The organism is Demequina sp. B12 (genome assembly GCF_028823635.1).
Lineage (GTDB): Bacteria > Actinomycetota > Actinomycetes > Actinomycetales > Demequinaceae > Demequina.
Window position 1 is genome coordinate 135,625 of the sequence record NZ_JAPEHU010000002.1, and the last position, 21,362, is coordinate 156,986.

The following is a 21,362-nucleotide window of genomic DNA, read 5'->3' on the forward strand; positions in this document are numbered from 1 at the left end:
AAAGGCCTCTTCGATCTGAGATCAGGTGCTGGCTAGACTGGCCGCATGACTGACACCTCCGTAACCCCGGACGTTGAGACGGCTGTCCTGGAAGCGTGCCAGCGCGCCAAACTTGCGTCACGAGCGCTCGCATCCGCCACGCGCGTCGTGAAGGACGCGGCGCTGCACGCCATGGCCGATGCACTCGTGCAGCAGTCTGCGCGGATTGTGGAGGCCAACGGCCGTGACGTGGCTCGTGGGCGCGAGCATGGGATGGCAGCGGGGCTTGTCGACCGGCTGACTCTGACCGACGAGCGGGTGCAGGCGATTGCTGATGCCTTGAGGTATCTCGCCGGGCTGCCGGACCCCGTGGGCGAAGTGAAGCGCGGTTCGACGCTCCCCAACGGCATTCGGCTGGTGCAGAAGGCCGTGCCGATGGGAGTGGTCGGCATGATCTATGAAGCCCGGCCCAACGTCACCGTGGACGCTGCAGGCCTGGCGCTGAAGTCAGGCAACGCGGCGGTGTTGCGCGGTGGATCAGCTGCCGCGAACTCGAATGAAGTGATCGTGGCCGTGCTCCAGGACGCACTGGAGAGTGTGGGTCTACCCCGTGACGCGGTGCAATCTATCGACTCCTACGGGCGTGAAGGCGCACGCGTGCTGATGAATGCACGCGGTCTTGTCGATGTCCTCGTTCCGCGTGGAGGACGCGACCTGATTCAAACTGTCGTGCGGGAAGCGACGGTGCCTGCCATCGAGACCGGTGAGGGCAACTGTCACGTGTACCTCGATGCATCTGCGCCGCTGCAGCGGTCCATCGACATCGTGGTCAACTCGAAAGCCCAGCGTGTGGGCGTGTGCAATGCTGCGGAGACCTTGCTGGTGCATCAAGACGCCGCGCCTTCAGTTCTCCCGGCCGTGATGACCGCTCTGCACGAGCAGCATGTGACTCTGCACGTGGATCAGGCAGCGGCGGACCTTGCGCCGGACGGGGTGCAGACGGTTCCCGCAACGGATGATGACTGGGCCACGGAGTACCTGAGCCTGGATCTCGCTGTGAAGGTCGTGGACAGCCTCGATGAGGCAGTCGCTCACATCGCTCTGTACAGCACCGGTCATACCGAGGCGATTGTCACCGACGACATTGGCGCCGCCGATCGTTTCGTGGCAGGCATCGACACCGCGGCGGTCATGGTGAATGCTTCGACGCGCTTCACCGACGGTGCGATGTTTGGGCTCGGTGCAGAGATCGGAATCTCGACACAGAAACTGCACGCCCGTGGGCCCATGGGGCTTGGTGAGCTGACGACCACCACCTGGATCGCCTACGGAGATGGTCACGTGCGTCCCTGACGCTCTCCATGTCCATGGAATAATGACGGTCAATCTTGACGGAAGGAAGTCCCCCAGTGATCTTCGCGGAAGCCGCTGCTGAGTCCACGCACGTTGTCAATGAACTCCCCATTCCTGCAGAGGCCTTTGGTCTCATTGCCTTCACTGGTCTGATGGCGTTGCTGTTCGTGACGTTCGCATTCCGGAGCATTGGCACCCGCCACTGACGTGACCGCACCGCATCAGCGAGTCGGTGTCTTTGGCGGCACATTCGATCCGATCCACCACGGCCATCTCGCCGCTGCGTCGGAGGTGTGTGCCGCCCTCGGCCTGGACCGCATGATTGTGGTGCCCACACACGTGCAACCCTTCAAGCAAGGGGAGCAGGTGGCCTCCGACGAGCATCGGTTGGCGATGTGTCGGCTCGCCGTCGCGGACGATCCCCGCTTCTCCGTGTCGTCAGTCGACATCGACCGCGGGGGAACCACCTACACAGTCGATACGTTGAGAGACCTGGCGAACGCCAATCCCGGTGCGCAGTTGTACTTCATGGCGGGGGCCGATGCCCTGGCTCGCTTGTCAGAATGGAAGGACGCTGAGGAACTTTCCACACTTGCCACATTTGTGGGAGTGACTCGGCCCGGTCATTCGTTGGGTCAGTTGGATACTCCACACGCGCTGGTTGAAGTACCAGCCATGGCGGTATCCTCGACAGACGTCAGGCGCCGGGTGAGGGCGGGTGCGCCGATTCGCTACCTGGTGCCGAGCGCCGTGGCGGATTACATCGCGCAACACGACCTGTACGCAGGAGGATTGGATGACTGACCAGGAGCGGCCGCACTCACGTCGTGAGCGTCGTGCACGCGAGCAGCGGGAGGCGCATCGCCTCGATGACACCGCACCGCTCGAGCCTGGGCTCGACACGCACGGCATCCCTATGGAGACGTCCGAGTTGCGCGCGATCTCGCGCCGTGAACGCCGCCGTATGGAGCGCCTGGAGCACCCCGTCGAAACGTGGACCGCGGAAGAGGAGATGATCGCGACAGGTCAGATCCCCGCGATGACTCCGGAGCGTATCGCCGAGCAGGAGAAGATTGCCCGCGATAAGGCCGCCGCGGCTCAGCGCGATGCGCAAACGGCTTCTGACGAGATCGCCCAGGTGCGTGGCGCAGTCTCGCCCCAGGCGCCCAACTCAGGTGCTCCGGTCGCAAGTCCCGAGTCCGCCTCGCCACGGCGGTCCTCGCTGATTCCCGACACCGCAGACCCCGCAGGAACTGCAGATTCGGCGCCGGCGGCATCACAGTCGTGGTCCGCACCGCAGCCGCAGTCGGCACCACACGTTGCTTCTGCGCCGGCAGCGCCTAGCGCCCCTCGTGAGCCCGCGACATCTCAGCCGCTGCCTCCGGCGCAGTCGCCACAGCACCCAACTTCACAGCACCAGTCGCCACAGAGCCCTTCTCCACAGAGCCCTTCGCCACAGAGTCAGCCCATGACGGCAGCGACTCCTGTCAACGCGAGTGGACCTGCCTCCGTGGTCTCGGCCCCGCCCGCCGAGCCCGCATCGGCACCTGCGAGCGCCTCAGCACCAGCGGCGCCTTCCGCACCTGCACAGGAACCTGCACGCCCCTTGGGTATGCCCCCGGGGATGACCCCCGAGATGTTCGACATGCTGTTCCCCCCGGGTTCCGCGCAGCGGCGCTTGATGGAACGTCAGGCAAGTGGCGAGGCTGCCGAATCCGCAGGTTCGTCGCTGACAGCGCCGAGCGCGTACTCCGCAGCATCTGCACCCGCCGCAACCTCACACGTGTCAGCACCTTCGGCTGCGTCCGCGCCGGCACCTTCGGCCCCCAGCCAAGCTGCCCCGTCCGCGCCTTCTGCGCCGATGGGAGCGCAGCCGCAGGCGCCCTCGGCCCCGCAGAACGATGACGGCCCGCTCTACGCAGACGATGACGCGGCGCCCTCGGGAGGCTACGCCGCCGGCACCTACGACCAGTGGGGCGGTCATCATTCTGTGCCGAGCGCGGCATCGGCTCCTGCATACGACCATCAGTCACCGGCACCGCAGCCGTCCTACGACACTCGTGCCGACGAGCCACAGTATGAGGCGCCAGCGCAGCAGCCCACGCCTGCCCCCAACCTCGAACCCTGGGAACCCGCCGAGAGCAGTGGTGAGTCGACCGACCTCCAGTCCGGCACGCAATGGGGATTCAGCAGCGATGACGAAGACGGTCCCGGACACGACTCCCTGACGCCTGGTTCGGGCGCAGAGCCGTCGTTCGATGCGATTCTGGGGGCCCCGTCCGCTGGGGAAGCGGCATCCCAATGGGACAGCCACCCGCTCATGACGGCAGAAGTGCCCGCCGTGACCGGCCAGATCGAAGTCGACGTCGATCGCGAGCAGCTGGAAAGCGAAGCGCTCCCACTACCGGACCTGTCCAACGTGCGAACGTCGACCTTCCAGCCAGCCGCGCACGTGGACCCGGTCGAGACCGGTAACTTCGAGATCGAACCTCGGGAAAAGCCAGAACTCCACCCCGCGGGCGGTCGCCACCACTTTGGATGGGCGCAACTCGCGGTCATCGGTGCCGTAGCCTTCGTGCTGGGAGTCATCGTATGGAACGTGTTGAAGGGCAATTGATTGACCGCGACTGATCGAGCAGTAGAACTCACCCGCGAAGCCGCCAAAGCCGCAGACGACAAGAAGGCCAGCAACATCGTGGCCCTCGATGTCACGAGCGCGATGCCGTTGACCGATGTCTTCGTCATCGCCTCAGCCTCGAACGAGCGCCAAGTGGTCGCGATCGCGGACGCCATCGAGGAGTCCCTTCACGGGCTCGGATCGAAGGCGATTGGCCGTGAAGGTCACCGTGAGGGTCGCTGGGTGTTGCTGAACTTCAACGACATCATCGTCCATGTGATGCACGATGAGGAGCGCGCCTACTACGACCTGGAGCGCCTCTACAAGGACTGCCCGGTCGTATCCCTCGCCTAGGTTCCCGGTAGGCACGTACCGACAGACCTGACGTAAGGACACAGACGTGCAGTTGTATGTAGTGCGGCATGGCCGTACGCAGTGGAATGCAGATGGACGCCTCCAAGGCGCCTCTGACATTCCGTTGAATGCCGACGGCCGTGACCAGATCGCGCGGACCGCCCACGCGCTGGCTCCGTTGCTTCCCGCCGACTCGACGGTGGTGTCATCACCGTTGGTGCGAGCCGCAGACACGGCCCAAGCCATTGGCTCGGCCGCAGGGCTCGACGTCGCCTTCGACCCACGGTTCCAAGAGCGTGCGTACGGAGTGTGGGAAGGTCTCACCATTGCCGAGCGAGAGGCCACCTATCCCGACCAGATGAAAGTCTGGCGGGGTGGGGGAGAGCCGCAGATCGACGGCTATGAAACGCATGCCCAGGTGACGGCGCGTGTCATCGCGGGCATCGAGGAGTGGGCGCAGCGCGCGGACTCGACTCTCGTGGTTGTCGCTCACGGATCAGCAATCACCCAGGGCCTTCACGCACTGCTTGATCTTCGTGCCACGCCACGCACCCTTGAGCCGCTCGACAACGCCCAGTGGAGCCGGCTACAGCGCCGGAATGACGGGCGTTGGACACTCGAACGCCACGGCATCGGGCCGGATACCGTGGGCGATCGCTTGAATGGGCTTTCCTCGGTGACCACGGCGGTCAACTCATGACCACGATCGTGTTGTGGCGTCACAGCCGCACCGGCTTCAACACGGAGGGGCGGCTCCAGGGGTCGTTGGACATCCCGCTTGGAGACGAGGGACGTGCCCAAGCCCGTATCGCTGGTCAACGCATCGTCGATGCGTGGGGGACAGACCTCCACATTGTGAGCTCCCCGCTCGCGAGGGCTCGCGACTCGGCTGCCGAACTCGCCAACCTTGCCGGTGTGCCTGTCCAGGTCGACGAAGCGTTGACCCAGCGCTCCTATGGAGTGTGGGAAGGGCTGACGCACCAGGAGGTCGCAAGCCGTTGGCCCGAGGAGTACGCCGCGAAGCAGCGTGGCGAGGACCCCCAGATCGACGGGTGGGGCACCTCGGCCGATGTCGCCGCCCGCGTGGGCCAATGCCTCCGTCAGCTAGCCAAGGTGGAAGGGGGCGTCGTTGTGGTCAGCCACGGTTCCGCAATCCAGTTGGGGCTGTCTCACGTCTTGCACGTTTCACCTACCCAGAGCCCCTTAGGACATGTCCCTCACGCGGCCTGGTCTGTCGTGACGCCCAGGCCAGACGGGCCATGGAAACTCGACGCGTATGGGTGCGGAGCGCTGTAGCGAAGGCGCCTGAGGAGCCGATGCGCGGATTAGGTTTCGGCGCAAGATTGGGCTACTATTACTTTCGCCCTCAGGGGCACGGGATCGCAAGATCACGGGGCTGTGGCGCAGCTGGTAGCGCACCTGCATGGCATGCAGGGGGTCAGGGGTTCGAGTCCCCTCAGCTCCACGATGTGTTGAGACAGCATCGTAGAAAAGCCGCTCTTCGGAGCGGCTTTTCGCATATCTGGGTGCAGACAATCCTGCGCTGTACATGACCGCGACACCACATCGTGCCAACACGGGTTCCCCTTGTTGCAATGGCGCGTTGGACGACCCTACGTTTGCCGGTTGACCATCTCGTTGATCCAAGCCGGCGCATACGGGGACGTGCAGTTCGGCGGCGTCGGATAGTCCTTGAGGACTTCGAGGCGCTCCCCAACGTCGAGTGCTCGGTCCCGCAGGTCGGCGTTTTCGATCCCGATGTTCGCGAGCGTGTTGTTCATCTCCCACTGGAGACGGTCGGGTGCGTCCTTCATGTCCTGTTCGATCAGGGTCAACAGGGCCGGCATGTCGAGACCTTCGGGGGATTTGCGCACGCGGAGTGACGTGAGCGCCCAACCTGCAGCCGCCACCATCGGATCCTTGTCGTCGAACCAGGCCACCCGCAGATCCTCCATGTGAGGGCTTTTCGCCACCACATAGTTGATGAGCCAGTCGCGGACCTTGGGGATACGCGCGTCTCGCATCATGGCGTCCAGCTCGGCAGCAGAGAAGTTCTTCGGTCGACAGATCAACAAAGACACCAGGCGAGCCGCGGAGTCGCCCGAAGCCCACAACTCCAGCGCAAGATCGTGGTTGGTCTTGACCGACTTCGCGATGGCACGCACCTTGGTGAGGTTCACGGCGTGATCGTCGCCGTGGCGCTGGTTGACCGCCAGGATCTTGGGGTCCTCGAGGTCGGCGAGAGCCGCCATGACTGCGGGGACAGTAGCTTCTGTCATGGGTGCAGGTTCCTCAGTGCTGGTGGCTACTTTGCCTGTGAGTCCGCGATGATCCGTGCGATCCGGTCTGCTTCCTCAGGCTCCACAAGATAGTCATGACGACCAGCGTGGTTGTCACGCAGCGTGATCGACGCGCCGTCGGGGGTATCCCGGCGGTTCATCAGGCGTACAACGGTGCGGCGTCGGTTCATGCCCCACAGCCAGAACACGATTCCTGCAGGTACCAGCAAGATGAGTGCCCAAATGATGGATGCGAGCAGCGAGTTCTCCACGTGGTCCGTCGTCGTCATGACTCGGTAGGTGTTGACGGCGTAGAAGAGCACCAGAAGCACAGGAACCCAAGCCGCCCAGGGGCTGCGGTGTTGGAAGACGCTGACTTTCGAGTCGGTGACGGCGAGTTCCCAGTAGCGGTCACGTAGATCCTTGGCCGACAGTTCCTTGCCGCCCGAGTCGATCCGGCTCATGCGTGTGCCTCCGTGGTGAGTGCTTTTTCAATGTCTGCGGCGATCTGCTCGGGCTCCGTGTTGGATCCGTAACGCGCGATCACGTGTCCGTCCCTGCCCACCAGAAACTTGGTGAAGTTCCACTTGATGGCAGAGCCCAGCATTCCGCCAGCTTCCGATTTGAGCCACTGATACACCGGGTGCGCGTTCTTGCCGTTGACGTCCACCTTTGCGAACATCGGGAAACTCACACCGTAGTTCGCTTGGCAGAACTCGCCGATCTCTTCTTCCGTGCCGGACTCCTGTGACCCAAACTGGTTGCACGGGAACCCCAACACGGCGAAGCCTTGCTCCGAGTAGCCCTTGTACAGGGTTTCGAGGCCGGCGTACTGCGGCGTAAAGCCACATTTCGATGCCGTGTTCACGACCAGCACCACCTCACCGGCAAAATCTGCAAGGCTGCGTTCTTTGCCGGACAGGGACGTCGCTGTGAAGTCGTGCAAGGTTGGCATGCCTCCATGGTCGCACAGCAAGGTCCCGGTTCCCAGATACTGTGGCCCGTATGCGCATTGCTTCGATCGGGGACAGCTTTACCGAAGGTGTGGGGGACGACCTTCCCCACGGTGGTGTTCGCGGGTGGGCGGACCTTGTCGCGGCGGGGCTTGCCGCCGGTCTCGACGAGCCAGTCGAGTACGTCAATGTCGCCATCCGTGGCCGCTTGATCGAGCCGATCGTCCACGAACAGCTCGAGCACGTGTTGGGCCTGGACCCTCTGCCCACGGTGGTGACGTTTAATGGCGGCGGCAACGACATGATGAGGCCTGGGTTCGATCTTGACCGCATCATGGAGTTGATCGAGATGTCGATTGACCGGTGCGACGCCGCTGGCGTTGAACTTCTGCTGCTCTCCGGAGGCGACCCCACGGCTCGCTTACCGCGTGGAGCGATGATGAGCCAACGGGGGAAAATCTACCTCGACGCCGTCGCGGAGCTCCTCGAGCGACGTCCTGATCAGCCGTTCGTCGACAACTGGTCTGACACCGAGCTGGCGCGTGCTCCGTACTGGTCTGCCGACCGCTTGCATTTGAACGCTCTGGGGCACTCCCGTGTTGCTGCCCGCGTGCTGACACACCTGGGGGTAGAGACAGCGTTGCCGGCGGCTGACGGGGAAGAGGTCGTGGCAACCGGGGCGCTTGCAGAGGCGCGCTACTACGCCACATACGTGCTGCCCTGGCTGGGGCGACGTCTGACACGGCGCTCTTCAGGGGACGGGCGCGAACCGAAACACCCCACCTGGACTCGGATCACACCGCTGACCTGACGCGTGGTCCCGGCCCTAGGGCTCAGGGCCACGCGCCGTGGCCGGTGGTGTGCTCGCTTTCGCTAGTGCGCGGCGACGGCAGGGCCGTCAGCTGACTCGGGCTTGCGGATCAAGGTGGCAAGTCCGATGCCGCAGGTGGCGATGATCGCGCCAATCAGGAAGGCGGTCGTGATGCCCTCAGCGTGGGCTGCCGTTTCTGAAGCCCCCGCTGCTTCCTGCGACACCATCACTGCTGTCATCGACGCCACAAAGAGTGCGGTGCCCGCGGCCGCCGCTACTTGTTGGATGGTCGACACGATGGCGGAGCCGTGCGAGTACAGGTGCCGGGGTAGCGACCCCAGCGACGCGGTGAACAGCGGCGTGAAGATCAGGGCAAGGCCCACGGACATGGTGATGTGAATCGCAAGCACCACCCACCAGGCCGTCGTCTCGCCCAGGATCAGCGCTGCCGACCACAATGCGATCGATACCAGCACCGTGCCCGGGATGAGGAGTGCGCGTGGCCCGATCTTGTCGTATGCGCGGCCTACCGGCGTGGCCAGTAGTCCCATGGTGAGGCCGCCGGGCAAGAGCAGCAGACCCGCCTGGAGCACTGTCATGCCAAGGACGCCCTGCGTATACAGCGGGAGCAGGATGATGGTGCCGAACAGCGACATCATGCACACGACAAACATCGCGGTCGACACTGCGAAGGTACGTGACGCGAAGGTCCTGAGATCAAGCAACGCCCGGTCTTGCCGTTGGAGCGCGATCTGACGCCAGACAAACAGGCCGATGACCCCGGCTCCCACGGCGCAGTAGCTGATGGCCACGGCAATATTGCCCTCTGCGGACTCGCCGATGAGGCTCAAGCCGTAGACCAGGGTGCCGAACCCCACTGCCGACAACAGGACGGAGAACCCGTCCAAGGGCGTCTTCTTGGGCTCATTGGTGGACCGCATCGACATGATGCCGAAGACCAGCACGGTGATCGCCACAGGCAAGACAGCGACGTACAGGAAGCGCCATGACAGGAAGGCCAGAATGAGGCCAGAGATCGTGGGACCGATGGCGGGCGCCACGGAGATCACCATGCCGATGGTGCCCATGCGCTTGCCACGTTCCTTTTCGGGAACGAGGGAGATCACGGTCGTCATGAGCAGCGGCAGCATCACGGCAGTACCGCATGCTTGCACGATGCGTGCCAGTAGCAGCACCTCGAAGCCCGGCGCGATAGCGGCCATGGCAGTGCCCGCGACAAACACGGACATCGCGATGATGTACAGCGGTCGGGTGGGGAACCGCTGGAGCAGGAACCCCGTGATCGGAATCACGACGGCCATCGTCAAGAGGAATGCGGTCGTGAGCCATTGGGCGTCGATCGCGGTGATGCCCAAGTCCGTCATGAGGTGAGGAATGGCAACACCCATGATGGTTTCGTTCAAGATCACCGTGAATGCCGAGATGATGAGGACCCGGATGACAAGGTTGTCCCGGGCGGTCGTGGACTCGGTATCAGTGGAGACGGCGGTGCGGGCCGCAGCGTCAGTCATGCGAGAGTGCCTTTCTGGTCGACACGTGGGTGCGGATCGGATCCGCACAGACAGCGCGCATCGACGGGGACATTCAGTATTCTCGCACCGAGGTGTGACATCCCGAAAGCCCCGGGGTGCAAGCGACCTAAATCAGGCCCAGTTCTCGGAACGCTGACACGAGACCGTTGTCGCGCGGAGGCCGTGCCACGACATCGGCGTGCGCCATCAGTTCAGGCAGCGCACCTTCGACGACGATGGCCGTGGCGGCTCCTGCCAGCATTTCGAGGTCGTTGGGACCATCACCTGCAGCGACGACGTTCTCCGGCCGGACGCCCAGTGCAACTCTGGCTGCTTCCATGCCGACAGCCTTGGTGATGTGCGTGAGGTGAATCTCACCGGTGCGCTCGCCCAGCGACTCGTTGGAGCCCGCGACTACGGACACCTCGGGACCAATCTCTGCCACCACATCGGCCATCAGCCCACCGGAGTTGAACACAAAGATCTTGGCGCAATCGTGCTCGCCCAACGCATCACTGACGACCAAAGCGCCGCGGAACACTTCCCATGCCTGGTGACGCTCCTTGGTGGCCGCAGGCCCGGGCGCCAACGTGTCGAGCAGTTGCTCCACCGCCGCGGACGCGTACATCGCTTGAGGTGCCTCCAGGGCATAAGTCGCCCCATGGCTCTCGAGAACCTCGACGGCTCGGCGCGTGACCTCCTGCGGGAACAACGTGCTCGTGATGATGTCGCCACCGATGTCGACGCGTGCGCCAGCTGAACTCACAATGCCGTCAAAACCGGCTGCCGTCAGCAGGGGAGAGACAGCACAAGCAGGGCGTCCCGTACACAGCAGCGCATAGTGGCCATTTGCGCGCAGCTCGCGGACAGCCTCCACGTGGGCAGGGGGGACCACGCCATGGTCCGCATACGTGCCGTCCACGTCCAAGAAGACAGCGCGGTGAGAATCCTCAGCAAAAGTCACGAGAGTCACCCTAACTGTGTGCGTCGCCTAGGGTGACTTCCGTGACCGACTCGAGACTTACCGTAGGGATCCTGGGCGCCGGCCGCGTCGGAAAGGCCATCGCCGCGCTGCTTCGCACCGCCGGCTATGACGTGGCGATGGCGGGCTCGCTCGACGACCCTGGCACTGTGGTGAGCGCCGATGTCGTGGTGCTGGCAGTGCCCCTGCACCAGTACCGCAACCTCCCGGACCTGGCTGGGACTCTCGTGATCGATGCGATGAACTACTGGTGGGAACTCGACGGCTCCCGGCCCGAGTTTGAAGACGCGACCACGTCATCGTCCGAAGTTGTGGCACTCCACCTCCCCGGGGCGCGCATCGTGAAGACACTCAACCATCTCAGTGGCTACGCCCTGGAAGAGCTGGCGCGCCCTCGTGGCAGCGCGGACAGGATTGCGGTCGCGGTAGCCGGCGACGACTCCGCCGACACTGAGGTCGTGGCCACCCTGGTCGACCACATGGGCTTCGAGCCGGTCCGCGCGGGGAAACTCGCATACGGCGTGAAGTTCGAGCCGCTGACAGAGGCCTTTGGTGCCGATGCTTCCGCAGCCGAGCTGCACGACATGCTTGAGCGGTTTTGGGGCTCTCAACGCGGGCGGGTAGTAGCCCGCGCTCGCGGCTTGTAGGGCTCGGACGTGGGAGCGAGCGCCGTTAGGAGGAGCGAGGCGCCGGCCATTCGATGGTGAAGCCGGGGTCGTCACAGCGGCGCAGGTAGCGCGCAAGGTAGGGGCAGGCAGGAACGACGACCGTGTCACGCGTGGCGAGGTCTGCCATGGCCCCGGCGGCCAGCTCGCGAGCGACCCCGGTTCCATGGAACTCTTCGGGGACCTCGGTGTGAGTCAAGATGGTCCGCGGGCCCTCGACGACAAACTCAATGAACCCCAGAAGATCGCCGTTGAGAGAGTACTCGTAACGGGAACTGGCGTCGCTACGAACGACGTCTGAGTCACTGTGAAGAGTCATCTAGGTCCTTACTCACCAGGGGGCTGTCACGAGGCTAGCGCCCGATCATTGCCAGTTGCACCCACTGCAACACACTTGTGACCTCTGGTTACCGTGGCGTGGTCGGTTTGTCTCTATTTCGTGACGTTTGTGACGGCAGGGTGCCGCCCGCCGCGAGCTTCATGACGGCACTCGAGAAGTCGACCGTCACCTCGCGGCCTGCGTCAGAGCCGAACTCGTGGCTATAGGTGTCCCAGGTCTCACCGCGGACGGCACGAGCAAACCCGGACTCCATCAGCAACACGAGTTCCTGTGCTGCACGGTCAATCCGGGACCCCAACGCAGGATCGTTCATGTCTTCGGGCGCCGCGAAGAGACTGGTCGGCACCGGCAGCGCACGCAAGTACGCGAACATGCCGCGCACTTCTTGGTCGATCACCAGAGCATGCCGGGACGTTCCCGCCGTCGCCGCCAGCACTGCCGGCTTGCCGATGAGGAGATCGTTGTCGAGAACCTGGAAAAATCCGCTGAAGGCTGCCGATGCGCCGGCCTTGTAGACCGGTGTTGCTGCGATGACGCCATCGGCTTCGGCAAGCAGGTCGATCGCACGGCGGAAGCCGGGCCCCATGAACTGAGTCGACAGTGCTTGCGGGAGTTCGGGCAGGAGTTCGCGCAGTTCGACCACGCTGATTTCCACATCGTGCCCGTGCGCCCTGGCAAGCGCGACTGCGCGTTGTGCCGTGCGGTCGGCCAGCATGCTGGTGGACGAGGGATTCGACACTCCGGCCGACACCACCACGATGCGGTACGTCTCTTGGGTCATGACATCTCCAGTGTTGCAGCGATGAGTTTGCGGTGAAGCGCCTCAAACGTGGCGATTTCTTCGTCCGTGAACGCGGTCTGCATGACGGTGGCGACGTGAGCGCCGTGGCCCCGACCGATCTTGCGTTGGAGAGCGACGCCTTCAGGGGTGAGGGATAGGTGAGTGGCCCGAGCATCGGCCGGATCCACGCAGCGACTGATCAGCCCGCGGGAGACAAGACGATCGACCATGCGCGACAGTGCGGGCTGGCTCAACAGCACCCCGTGGCCCAGGGCGCTGAGCCTCAACGGCTCCTTCGCTTTGGCCAGGGTGTACAGCACGTCGTACTCGCGGACGCTGAGATCGCACCACACATCATGCGCGGCGAAGGTGCGCATCAGCACGGCATGGGTGGTCATGGCCTGCTCCCATGCGACATTGGCTTCCCGCGTGCGGCTCTTGGCGCTGGTCATGGCTTCCTCACAAGGTCGGATACACGGCTTGGGTGCCTTCGGAGTCCTGGTAAGGGGAAGCTCCGGTGACGTTGTCGCCGCGATTAGCGTTGGGGCGTGGCTGCCGGGGCTCACTGTCACCATACTTGGCCTTCACCAGGTCGGCGTGCGAGGGCGGGTTGGCGGGCGCGGCCTGATCGCGGCGAGACTCGGTCTCCTTGCGCAGCACAGGAACTACTTCTCCGCCCAAGAACTCCAACTGTTCCAGCACCATCTCGACAGGCAGCCCCGCATGGTCGATGAGGAACAGCTGGCGCTGGTAATCGCCCACGTACTCGCGGAAGGTGAGGGTCTTGTCGATGACTTCCTGAACAGACCCGACGGCCAGCGGTGTCTGCGTCGAGAAGTCCTCGAGTGAGGGGCCGTGGCCGTAGACGGGAGACTCGTTGAAGTAGGGGCGGAAGCGGTCGCGGGCCTCCTGCGACGTCTTGCCGATGAAGGTCTGACCACCCAACCCCACGATCGCGTCCTTGGCGGCGCCGTGGCCGTAGTGTTCGAAGCGTTGGCGGTAGAACTGCACCATGCGCTGGGTGTGTTCCTTGGGCCAGAAGATGTGGTTCGCGAAGAAACCGTTGCCGTAGTAGGCGGCTTGTTCTGCGATCTCGGGGGTGCGGATCGACCCGTGCCACACGAAGGGGGGAACGTCGTCCAAAGGGCGGGGAGTGGAAGTGAAGCCTTGGAGGGGTGTGCGGAAGTTTCCTTCCCAGTCGACAACGTCCTCCCGCCACAAACGGTGCAGCAGGTTGTAGTTCTCCAGGGCGAGGGGCAGTCCTTGGCGAATGTCCTGGCCGAACCAGGGGTAGACCGGACCTGTGTTGCCGCGGCCCAACATGAGGTCCATGCGCCCGTGGGTGAGGTGTTGCAGCAGTGCATATTCCTCCGCGATGCGCACAGGATCATTGGTGGTGATCAATGTGGTGGAGGTCGTCACTGTGAGGTGCTCAGTCTGAGCGGCAATGGACGCGAGCAGCGTGGTGGGGGACGAGGAGAAGAACGGCGGGTTGTGGTGCTCACCGATCGCGAAGACGTCGAGTCCGACCTCTTCCGCTTTGAGGGCGATGGCAAGGGTGTTCTTGATGCGCTCGGCCTCGGACGGGGTGTAATCGTTGACAGGGTCGCGGGTGATGTCCGAGACGGACATGATGCCGAACTGCATGGGAGCCTCCTGGGGGTGACGAGCGCGGGACGGATGACGGGCGCCGCGAGGTCTCACGTTGCGGGCCGTCCGCCACTCTCGTAATTATATGCGTTTGCATCTAATAACGCAGGCGGTTGCCGTCTATTCCCGCCGTCGCTGACGGGGGCCTACCGAGTGGCCTTCGGAGCCATCGAGCCGGCAAGCGCAACAACAAGGAGCCCAAAGACCGGCATCAGAATGAGCCCTACGCGCAGCGAGGTCGCGTCAGCGATCGCGCCCACGAGGGCTGGGGAGAACAGAAACGCCAAGCGAAGCAGCCACGACAGGATCGTGAGCCCCGTACCCGCCCGCAAGCCCGGAAGCTCATTCGCCGCATGCATCGCACCAGGGATCAGCGTCGCGACACCAAAACCCGCCACGCCAAACGCCACAACAGTGCCCCACGCTGACGGAAAGGCGAGCGCCAGACCCATACTCACCGCAACGAGTGAGCCACCCCAGCGAGCGACGGAGCGCTGGCCCCACTTGTCGACCATCGCATCGCCCAGGAGTCGCCCGACGAACTGAGAACTCTGCATCGCAATGAACGCGAACGCCGCGACCGCTGCCGTGGCGCCCAGCTCGTCATACATGTAGCTTGCGGACCAGGTAGACGCTGAATCCTCGGTCCACCCTCCGCCAATGGCGATGATGGTCAAGGCGAGGAGCAGGCCCCAGGTACGCCAGGGGATAGAACGCAACGGAGTGTGCTGAGGAACACCCGCCTCACCGGCACCTTCGTCGGCCACCGACTGCGGCTCAGGCCCTGCCAACAGCCACCGGTAGACCGCCACATTGACCGCTGTGACCAGCACCGCTTGAGCCCCAAACTGTGCCGCCACCGACACATCGGCGCCCGCACACACCGCGCCGATCACGCCACCGGCGACCGCGCCTGCACTCCACAACGCGTGAAACGAGTTGAAAATCGAACGGCCGTAACGTCGTTGGACCCGTAAACCGTGGGCGTTCTGCGCGACGTCCACCCACGCATCGGTCGCTCCCACCCAGAACAGCGCAACGCCGAACACCCACACATTGCCAGCAGTGCCCGCCAGCACCATCGCGAGCGCCGATGCGACCATTCCCACCGTCGCGACGCGTGACGATCGCAGGTGGCGCACCATGGGTGCTGCCGCAAGCCCCAACAGCAGCGCACCTACCGGCCACATCGACATGGCGAGGCCGAACGTGCCGTACGTCAGATCCAGATGGTCCCTGATAGCAGGCACGCGCGGAGCGAATCCGCCTAGGACGATCCCGTTGGTGAAGAAGATCAGCGACACCGCCAGGCGTGCGCGGGAAAGTTCCCGCGTGATCACAGGGGTGGGCGCCGTCATGGACTAGCGCTCCTGCACGTGAAACGGCGCGGTAAGGAGGTCGGACAGTCGCGACGACGGGCCTACGAGCAGGGTGAAGTCTCCCGGCTCGACCACGCGTTCTTCATGAGAGTTCACGATGGAGCAAGCGGACACGGGGATCTCGATTGAGGCCGTCGCTGACTCGCCCGGAGGCACCGGCAGTCGTACAAACGATTTAAGTTCACGGTCTGCCCAGGTGGCTGACGTGACGTTGTCTCGCACGTAGGCCTGCACGGTTTCGAGGACGGGCCGCGTTCCCGTGTTTGTCACGGTGACGTGCGCCCGGACCGTGTCTGTCGGTCCTAGTGAAGGCTCGTGGATAGTGAGGTCGCTGTACTCAACCGTCGAGTAGGAGAGTCCTTCACCGAAGACCCAACGAGGCTCCTGAGTGAGGTCCGCATAGCGGTACCCGTGCTGGGCGTCGATCTGGTTGTAGAACGTGGGCTGTTGGCCTACATGGCGCGGCCACGACAGAGGGAGGCGTCCCGACGGCTCGACCGCGCCGAAGATCAGGTCGGCTAGGGCGTGCCCGCCCGCCATCCCGGGGTTCGCTGCCCAAATCACGGCCGCAGCCTTGTCGGCTGAGCGTGGCAGCACGTGCGGCTTGGATGCCAGAACCACCAGAATGACTGGCGTCGAGGTTTCAACCAGGGCGTCAAGCAGCGCGACTTGGCCGCCCAGGAGTTCCAAAGTCGCGGTCGACTTACCTTCGCCAACGAGTTCGATGCGGTCGCCCAGCACCGCGATGACGGCGTCGGCGCCGGTAGCGGCCTCGACTGCCTCCGCAATCATGGCGGGGTCAGGGTCGACGGGAAAGGCAATGTGCGGGCGTGGTTGCCCGTCAGGGAAGAACGCGCCTTGGGGGTCGGGGCCGGTCGTGATGATGTCGGCACCGCGCGCGTGAATGACGGTCGAGCCAGCGGGTGCCCCGGCGCGAACACCGTCGAGCACGGTGGAGATCATGTCGCGCGGGTGGCCCTCCATCAGCCAATCGGCCTGGCCCGAGGCCCCCGCCCAGTCGCCCAGTGTGGTGTCGGGGTCGTCTGCGTTCGGGCCCACAACGGCCACGGTGAGCGGCGTCTGAGACGCTAGCGGCAGCACGCCGTTGTTCTCGAGCAAGACCAGCGACCGTTGTGCCGCTTCCCGGTTCAGCGCGCGGTGTTCGGGGCTGGCGATGACGGCGGCTTGGCGCTGGGGGTCTGCCATGCGGGAGTCCTCGAACAGCCCGAGTGCGAACTTCAAGGTCAAGACTCTGGCGACCGCCTCGTCAATGCGCGACTCGTCCAAGAGCCCCTGCTCGACGGCGTCTTGCGCCCCCTCGAAGAACGCAGGAGTGGTCATGATCATGTCGTTGCCGGCGTTCACGGCCGCCGCCGAAGCGTGAGCGTAGTCCGGGAACAGGCGCTGTTCGCGAACCAGGTTGCCCACGTTGTCCCAGTCGGTGATCAGGGTGCCGGTGTAGCCCCACTCGTCGCGAAGTACGTCGTTGAGCAGCCACGAGTTGATCGTGATGGGGACGCCGTCAGTCGACTGATAGCCGAGCATGAACGTGGCGGACCCTTCGCGGGCGACGCGTTCGAACGGCGGCAAATACCAGGAGCGCAGTTTGCGTCGCGAGATGTCGGCTTCGGATGCGTCACGGCCGCCTTGAGTTTCGGAGTACCCGGCGAAGTGTTTGGACGTAGCGAGGATGGCCGTGGGGTCTGCGAGGCCGTCGCCTTGGTAACCGCGCACCATGGCGGCGCCCAGTTCGCCCAGGAGGTGCGGGTCTTCGCCGAAGGTTTCTGACACGCGCCCCCATCTGAGGTCGCGGGCGATGCACAGAACGGGGGAGAAGGTCCAGTGGATGCCTGTCGAGGCGACCTCAACGGCAGTTGCGCGGGCCACTCGTTCGAGCAGGTGTGGGTCAAATGATGCGGCCATGCCCAGTTGGGTGGGGTAGATTTCCGCGCCCTTGAAGAAGGAGTGGCCGTGGATGCAGTCCTCGCCGATCAGCAGGGGGATGGCGAGCCGTGTGCGCGCGTTGAGCTCGTGGGCGCGTGCGAGTCGTTCGGGGGAGGCGTGGAGGATCGATCCGACGTGCAGGTCGGTGATGAGGTGGTCGACGCCCCCGTAGGTGTGCATCTGCATCATTTGCCCCACCTTCTCCGGGAGCGTCATGCGGCCCAGAAGGTCGTCCACTCGAGACGGGATGGGGAGGGATGGATCGAGGTAGGCGACGGTGCTCACGCGAATCCTTTCGACTTACAGATGTAGGGGGAAACTACCATGTTTCTGACCGTATGGTAGATTCGTGGTCGTGAACGACAAATTGACCACCATTCAGGAAGAATCTGCCGAAATGGGCGAATCAGTAGCCGAGCGCACCTATGCCCGCGGACGCGCCACGAAAGCCCACATCCTTGATGTGGCGATGGCGCAGTTCGCAGAAAACGGCTACCGCGGTAGCTCGTTGCGCGACATCGCTGGGCGGGCCGGCATGTCTCACCCGGGCCTGCTCTATCACTACCCCACTAAGGAAGCGCTGCTCATGGCTGTCCTTGAGCGTCGCGATCAGCAGGATGGGGAAGTCAACCCCGTCAACGGGGAAGACGGCATCGAGGCCCTCAAGAGCTTGGTGCGATCGGCCCGCTTGAATGAGAACCGACCAGGCGTGGTCGAGTTGTACGCCGTTGTGTCAGCGGAGGCGACGTCGAAGAACCATCCCGCCCGGAACTTCTTCATCGAACGCTACGACAACCTTGTCTCGCGCATCGAGGCTGCCTACCGCACCGCGGCCTCCCAGGGGCAGGTTCGCGATGGCGTCGACTGCGCTGCCGCCGCCCAGCAGGCCGTCGCGGTCATGGACGGACTGCAGGTGCAGTGGTTGATGGGAGTGCGCGCGACCCCCATGAGTGAGGTGCTCAAGCACCACTTCGAGGCACACCTCACCGTGACGCTCGACGCTTAGGTACACAAGCCGATGCGTGAGGCTGCCGTGCCCGGCCTTGCCTCACGCATCGGGCCTGTGCGCTATGCGAGGGATGCCAGCCAGGCGGCGTAAGCGTCCGTCGTGAAGGGCCTCCCCAGAAAGTCCTCGACCAGTTGAGCGGCAGGCTTCGACCCGCCAGGTGCGAGCACAGTGTCGCGATAGCGCCGGGAGTGTTCCACGTTCAGCAAGTCATCGATATCAAACCCGGTGGCGAGATCCTTCGCGATCGACAGGCTCCACTGGTACGTGTAGTAGCAGGACGAGTACGTCGTCAGGTGCCCAAAGGAGCGGTACTGGTGAGTGCCGTCCAAGGGCTCTCTGACATCGAACTCACGCTCGACGGCCGCCGATGCTGCCGCCAAGTCCTCCGGTACATCGCGGTGCAGACGGTAGGACAAGTTCGCGTAGACCAGTTGACGGCAGGTCAGGAGACCGCCGCCCAAGTCACGGCTGGCGCGGATGGAATCGACGAGTGACGCAGGGATGGGCTCGCCTGCATCATTCGTGGCGAAGTCCTTCAAGACGGCGTGGGAGTACGCCCAGTCCTCGAGCAACTGTGACGGTGCCTCGACAGAGTCCCACTCGCCGCGTTCGCTCAAGCCCGCAAGGCGCGCATAGCGTGCACGGCCTGACACAATGCCGTGCATGAGGTGACCGAACTCGTGCAAGAAGGTCTCGAGATCGTCAAAAGTCATCTTGCCGCGCGGGAAGTTACACACCAAGGCGTTCTCCGCCAGATGCGTGTCGGCAATGCCGCCCACCACGCCAAAGCACGCCATGTGACCGTACTTTCCCGCGCGCGGGTGCATGTCCAGATGGATGCGGCCGATGCGCGTTCCCCCGGCATCGGCCACGTCGTAGACCTCGACGTCCTCGTGCCAGCGTGGCGCGTCGCTCACCGGCGCAAACGTGAGCTCGAAGAGGGTTCCGGCGAGTGCGATGATGCCGTCACGCACCCGTGCGTAGTCCAAGTACTCGCGGACGACGCGTCCGTCAACGCCGAACTTCTCCGCCTTCAACACTTCAAGGTAGTAACGCGAATCGGAGACTTTGACTGCGGTCGCGTCCGGGTGATCCTGCTGAAGCCGGTCCAGGATCATCTGGACATCTTTCAGCCCAGCCGGGTGAGCAGCCGCGTTGACCTCCGTGAGGAAAGTCTCGATCCCATCGCCATCGGTCATCATCATGGGCGCGGTCGCATAGTCAGGCCACGACGCAAAGCCCAAAGCTTGCGCCTTCTGCTGGCGTAGCGCCAGGAGCCTACGGAGCACCGCGTCATTGGCGGGCGCGCGGTTGTAGTCCGCGCGCATGAGGGCTTCGCGTGCGTCACGGTCCGCCGCCATGTCGAGGAACGGCACCATGTCGGGGTAGTCCGTTGTGATGGTCACGAGCCCGTCGGGTCCAGGCGTGTGCGCGTCGATGTAGTCCTGGGGCAACCCCGCGAGCGCGGCGGCGGGTACCTTCACGGAGCCGACATCTTCGCGAATGTTGTCGGAGAACTCGTTCGAGGCCTGAGTGATCTGGGCGGTCACGTCGGTGATGTGGGCGCGCGCCTCGTCATCGAGATGTGCGCCCTCCAACTCGAAGTCGCGCAACACCAAGGCGCGGAGGTACTCCGTTTCCGGGTCTGTGGCGACGAGCCGATCGCGCACGGCTGCGTAGAGGACGGGGTCGCTGTCGCGCCGCGAGACAAATCCGACGACATCTTGATGGAGTTCGCTCGCACGCTTGCGCACGTCTGCCAGGGGGTGAACCTCGGCCAACGTCTCCATGAGCGTCGCGGCTTGGTCTGTCGCGATGTCCGCTGTGTTCCACGAACCCAGCGCGTCCTGCGTTGACCCGTCACGCAGAGCGTCAAGCTCGCGGCCAGCCAGCCCGAGACGCTCAGCGACATATGTGTCGGAAAAGTCCAGCCAAGCAGGGCTGTCGTGGGCGGGGAGCGCGAGTGGTGAGAGTCCAGTCATGCGCCGATGCTACGCGCCCCAGATGAGCAGAGTGTGACGGATGTGACAGTTCGGCAAAGACCTGCGGTTTCCCTCTGCCGTGAACAGGGATCGGGAGTACTGTGTCAAATGAGGCGCCCTGACGGACGCGTCTTACGTATCCGCATCAAAGGAGACAACGATGACTACCACTGAATCCACCAGCGGGGAGTTGACCGGCCCCGTAGGTTCAAAGACCGGCTGGGTCTTCCTGTCGATCACCCGCATTGCGATCGGCTGGGTGTTCCTGTGGGCCTTCCTCGACAAGCTCTTCGGGCTTGGATTCTCGACCTGCCGCACCACGGCAGAAGACGGTTCGTTCACCATCGAGGCTATGTGTGACTCAGCATGGCTGAGCGGTGCCCGCATTACCGAGGGGTACCTCGTTTATGCAGGTAACCCGAACAGTCCGTTCCACGACTTCTTCGTTGACCTGGGCGGCCAGGCGTGGACCGACTGGCCCTTCATGCTCGGCCTTGCTGGCGTGGGCCTCGCCCTCGTTCTCGGTATTGGCACGCGTGTCGGCCTGTTGGCTGGTTCCGCGATGCTCTTCATGATGTATCTCACTCAGATGCTTCCTTCGACCAACCCCTTCCTCGACGAGCACATCGTTTACATCATTGCGCTCCTCGCAGTAGTGCCGCTTGAGGTTCGTTACCAAGCAATTGGATTGGGAACCTGGTGGAAGAAGCTGGACGTGGTCCAGAAGAACCGCTGGCTCATTTAAACCTCAC

Annotated in this window: 23 protein-coding genes and 1 tRNA gene; 12 read left to right on the forward strand and 12 right to left on the reverse strand. The window is 64.0% G+C overall.

All coding sequences use genetic code 11. From position 1 onward, the window contains the following. Nucleotides 1-45: 45 nt before the first annotated feature. The 8 genes from ON058_RS05105 (at nucleotide 46) to ON058_RS05140 (ending at nucleotide 5,768) form a co-directional block, all read left to right on the forward strand. Nucleotides 46-1,332: a glutamate-5-semialdehyde dehydrogenase gene (locus ON058_RS05105; RefSeq protein ID WP_274667955.1), complete on the forward strand. Its 1,287-nt coding sequence runs from the start codon at nucleotides 46-48 to the stop codon at nucleotides 1,330-1,332. A 56-nt stretch (nucleotides 1,333-1,388) separates the two neighbouring features. Then, on the forward strand, nucleotides 1,389-1,538 hold the full coding sequence (locus ON058_RS05110) for a hypothetical protein (RefSeq protein WP_274668425.1): 150 nt from the start codon (nucleotides 1,389-1,391) through the stop codon (nucleotides 1,536-1,538). A 1-nt stretch (nucleotide 1,539) separates the two neighbouring features. After that, complete coding sequence (nadD, locus tag ON058_RS05115) at nucleotides 1,540-2,136, forward strand: nicotinate-nucleotide adenylyltransferase (RefSeq protein WP_274667956.1); 597 nt, start codon at nucleotides 1,540-1,542, stop codon at nucleotides 2,134-2,136. Continuing rightward, nucleotides 2,129-3,949 (forward strand): hypothetical protein, encoded by a 1,821-nt coding sequence (locus tag ON058_RS05120; protein ID WP_274667957.1) that lies wholly within the window; start codon nucleotides 2,129-2,131, stop codon nucleotides 3,947-3,949. The genes nadD and ON058_RS05120 overlap by 8 nt, the downstream gene beginning before the upstream one ends. After that, nucleotides 3,950-4,303, forward strand: a complete 354-nt coding sequence (gene rsfS, locus ON058_RS05125; protein ID WP_274667958.1) for a ribosome silencing factor — start codon at nucleotides 3,950-3,952, stop codon at nucleotides 4,301-4,303. It abuts the gene before it with no gap. A 46-nt stretch (nucleotides 4,304-4,349) separates the two neighbouring features. Then, a complete protein-coding gene (locus tag ON058_RS05130) occupies nucleotides 4,350-5,003 on the forward strand; it encodes a histidine phosphatase family protein (RefSeq protein ID WP_274667959.1) in 654 nt (217 codons plus the stop codon). Further along, a complete protein-coding gene (locus tag ON058_RS05135; protein WP_274667960.1) occupies nucleotides 5,000-5,599 on the forward strand; it encodes a histidine phosphatase family protein in 600 nt (199 codons plus the stop codon). Before ON058_RS05130 ends, ON058_RS05135 begins: the two co-directional genes overlap by 4 nt. Nucleotides 5,600-5,695: 96 nt before the next feature. After that, nucleotides 5,696-5,768 (forward strand) — tRNA-Ala (locus tag ON058_RS05140). A gap of 148 nt (nucleotides 5,769-5,916) precedes the next feature. Here ON058_RS05140 and ON058_RS05145 read toward each other — a convergent pair. The 3 genes from ON058_RS05145 to ON058_RS05155 are packed head-to-tail and all read right to left on the reverse strand — an operon-like array spanning nucleotide 5,917 to nucleotide 7,537. Further along, nucleotides 5,917-6,582, reverse strand: coding sequence for a DNA alkylation repair protein (locus ON058_RS05145; RefSeq protein WP_274667961.1), 666 nt, complete (start codon nucleotides 6,580-6,582; stop codon nucleotides 5,917-5,919). A gap of 26 nt (nucleotides 6,583-6,608) precedes the next feature. Next, nucleotides 6,609-7,046 (reverse strand): hypothetical protein, encoded by a 438-nt coding sequence (locus tag ON058_RS05150; protein ID WP_274667962.1) that lies wholly within the window; start codon nucleotides 7,044-7,046, stop codon nucleotides 6,609-6,611. Beyond that, complete coding sequence (locus ON058_RS05155) at nucleotides 7,043-7,537, reverse strand: glutathione peroxidase (RefSeq protein ID WP_274667963.1); 495 nt, start codon at nucleotides 7,535-7,537, stop codon at nucleotides 7,043-7,045. The genes ON058_RS05150 and ON058_RS05155 overlap by 4 nt, the downstream gene beginning before the upstream one ends. Before the next feature lie 50 nt (nucleotides 7,538-7,587). Between ON058_RS05155 and ON058_RS05160 the strand changes: the two genes are divergently transcribed. Then, nucleotides 7,588-8,346, forward strand: a complete 759-nt coding sequence (locus ON058_RS05160; protein WP_274667964.1) for an SGNH/GDSL hydrolase family protein — start codon at nucleotides 7,588-7,590, stop codon at nucleotides 8,344-8,346. Between the two features lie 62 nt (nucleotides 8,347-8,408). Here the strand turns inward: ON058_RS05160 and ON058_RS05165 are convergent, their stop codons facing one another. After that, nucleotides 8,409-9,878, reverse strand: a complete 1,470-nt coding sequence (locus ON058_RS05165) for a DHA2 family efflux MFS transporter permease subunit (protein WP_274667965.1) — start codon at nucleotides 9,876-9,878, stop codon at nucleotides 8,409-8,411. 127 nt (nucleotides 9,879-10,005) lie between these two features. Continuing rightward, a complete protein-coding gene (locus ON058_RS05170; protein ID WP_274667966.1) occupies nucleotides 10,006-10,842 on the reverse strand; it encodes an HAD family hydrolase in 837 nt (278 codons plus the stop codon). A gap of 41 nt (nucleotides 10,843-10,883) precedes the next feature. Between ON058_RS05170 and ON058_RS05175 the strand changes: the two genes are divergently transcribed. Further along, nucleotides 10,884-11,507, forward strand: a complete 624-nt coding sequence (locus tag ON058_RS05175; RefSeq protein ID WP_274667967.1) for an NADPH-dependent F420 reductase — start codon at nucleotides 10,884-10,886, stop codon at nucleotides 11,505-11,507. A gap of 25 nt (nucleotides 11,508-11,532) precedes the next feature. Here ON058_RS05175 and ON058_RS05180 read toward each other — a convergent pair whose 3' ends face one another. The 6 genes from ON058_RS05180 to ON058_RS05205 all read right to left on the reverse strand — a co-directional run bounded on the left by ON058_RS05180 (nucleotide 11,533) and on the right by ON058_RS05205 (nucleotide 17,904). Then, nucleotides 11,533-11,844 (reverse strand): GNAT family N-acetyltransferase, encoded by a 312-nt coding sequence (locus tag ON058_RS05180; protein ID WP_274667968.1) that lies wholly within the window; start codon nucleotides 11,842-11,844, stop codon nucleotides 11,533-11,535. A gap of 88 nt (nucleotides 11,845-11,932) precedes the next feature. Further along, nucleotides 11,933-12,646, reverse strand: coding sequence for a CE1759 family FMN reductase (locus ON058_RS05185; protein WP_274667969.1), 714 nt, complete (start codon nucleotides 12,644-12,646; stop codon nucleotides 11,933-11,935). Further along, entirely contained in the window at nucleotides 12,643-13,098 is a 456-nt protein-coding gene (locus ON058_RS05190; protein ID WP_274667970.1) for a MarR family winged helix-turn-helix transcriptional regulator, read from the reverse strand. Before ON058_RS05190 ends, ON058_RS05185 begins: the two co-directional genes overlap by 4 nt. 7 nt (nucleotides 13,099-13,105) lie before the next feature. After that, on the reverse strand, nucleotides 13,106-14,293 hold the full coding sequence (locus tag ON058_RS05195) for a CE1758 family FMN-dependent luciferase-like monooxygenase (RefSeq protein ID WP_274667971.1): 1,188 nt from the start codon (nucleotides 14,291-14,293) through the stop codon (nucleotides 13,106-13,108). Between the two features lie 149 nt (nucleotides 14,294-14,442). After that, nucleotides 14,443-15,654 (reverse strand): MFS transporter, encoded by a 1,212-nt coding sequence (locus tag ON058_RS05200; RefSeq protein WP_274667972.1) that lies wholly within the window; start codon nucleotides 15,652-15,654, stop codon nucleotides 14,443-14,445. Nucleotides 15,655-15,657: 3 nt separating this feature from the next. Next, a complete protein-coding gene (locus ON058_RS05205; protein WP_274667973.1) occupies nucleotides 15,658-17,904 on the reverse strand; it encodes a glycoside hydrolase family 3 N-terminal domain-containing protein in 2,247 nt (748 codons plus the stop codon). Between the two features lie 70 nt (nucleotides 17,905-17,974). On the opposite strand from ON058_RS05205, the gene ON058_RS05210 reads away from it, so the two are divergent. Continuing rightward, entirely contained in the window at nucleotides 17,975-18,625 is a 651-nt protein-coding gene (locus ON058_RS05210) for a TetR/AcrR family transcriptional regulator (RefSeq protein WP_274667974.1), read from the forward strand. 62 nt (nucleotides 18,626-18,687) lie between these two features. Here the strand turns inward: ON058_RS05210 and ON058_RS05215 are convergent, their stop codons facing one another. Next, a complete protein-coding gene (locus tag ON058_RS05215; protein ID WP_274667975.1) occupies nucleotides 18,688-20,610 on the reverse strand; it encodes a M3 family metallopeptidase in 1,923 nt (640 codons plus the stop codon). A gap of 160 nt (nucleotides 20,611-20,770) precedes the next feature. Between ON058_RS05215 and ON058_RS05220 the strand changes: the two genes are divergently transcribed. Then, nucleotides 20,771-21,355, forward strand: coding sequence for a hypothetical protein (locus ON058_RS05220; RefSeq protein ID WP_274667976.1), 585 nt, complete (start codon nucleotides 20,771-20,773; stop codon nucleotides 21,353-21,355). The last annotated feature ends 7 nt before the right edge of the window (nucleotides 21,356-21,362 follow it).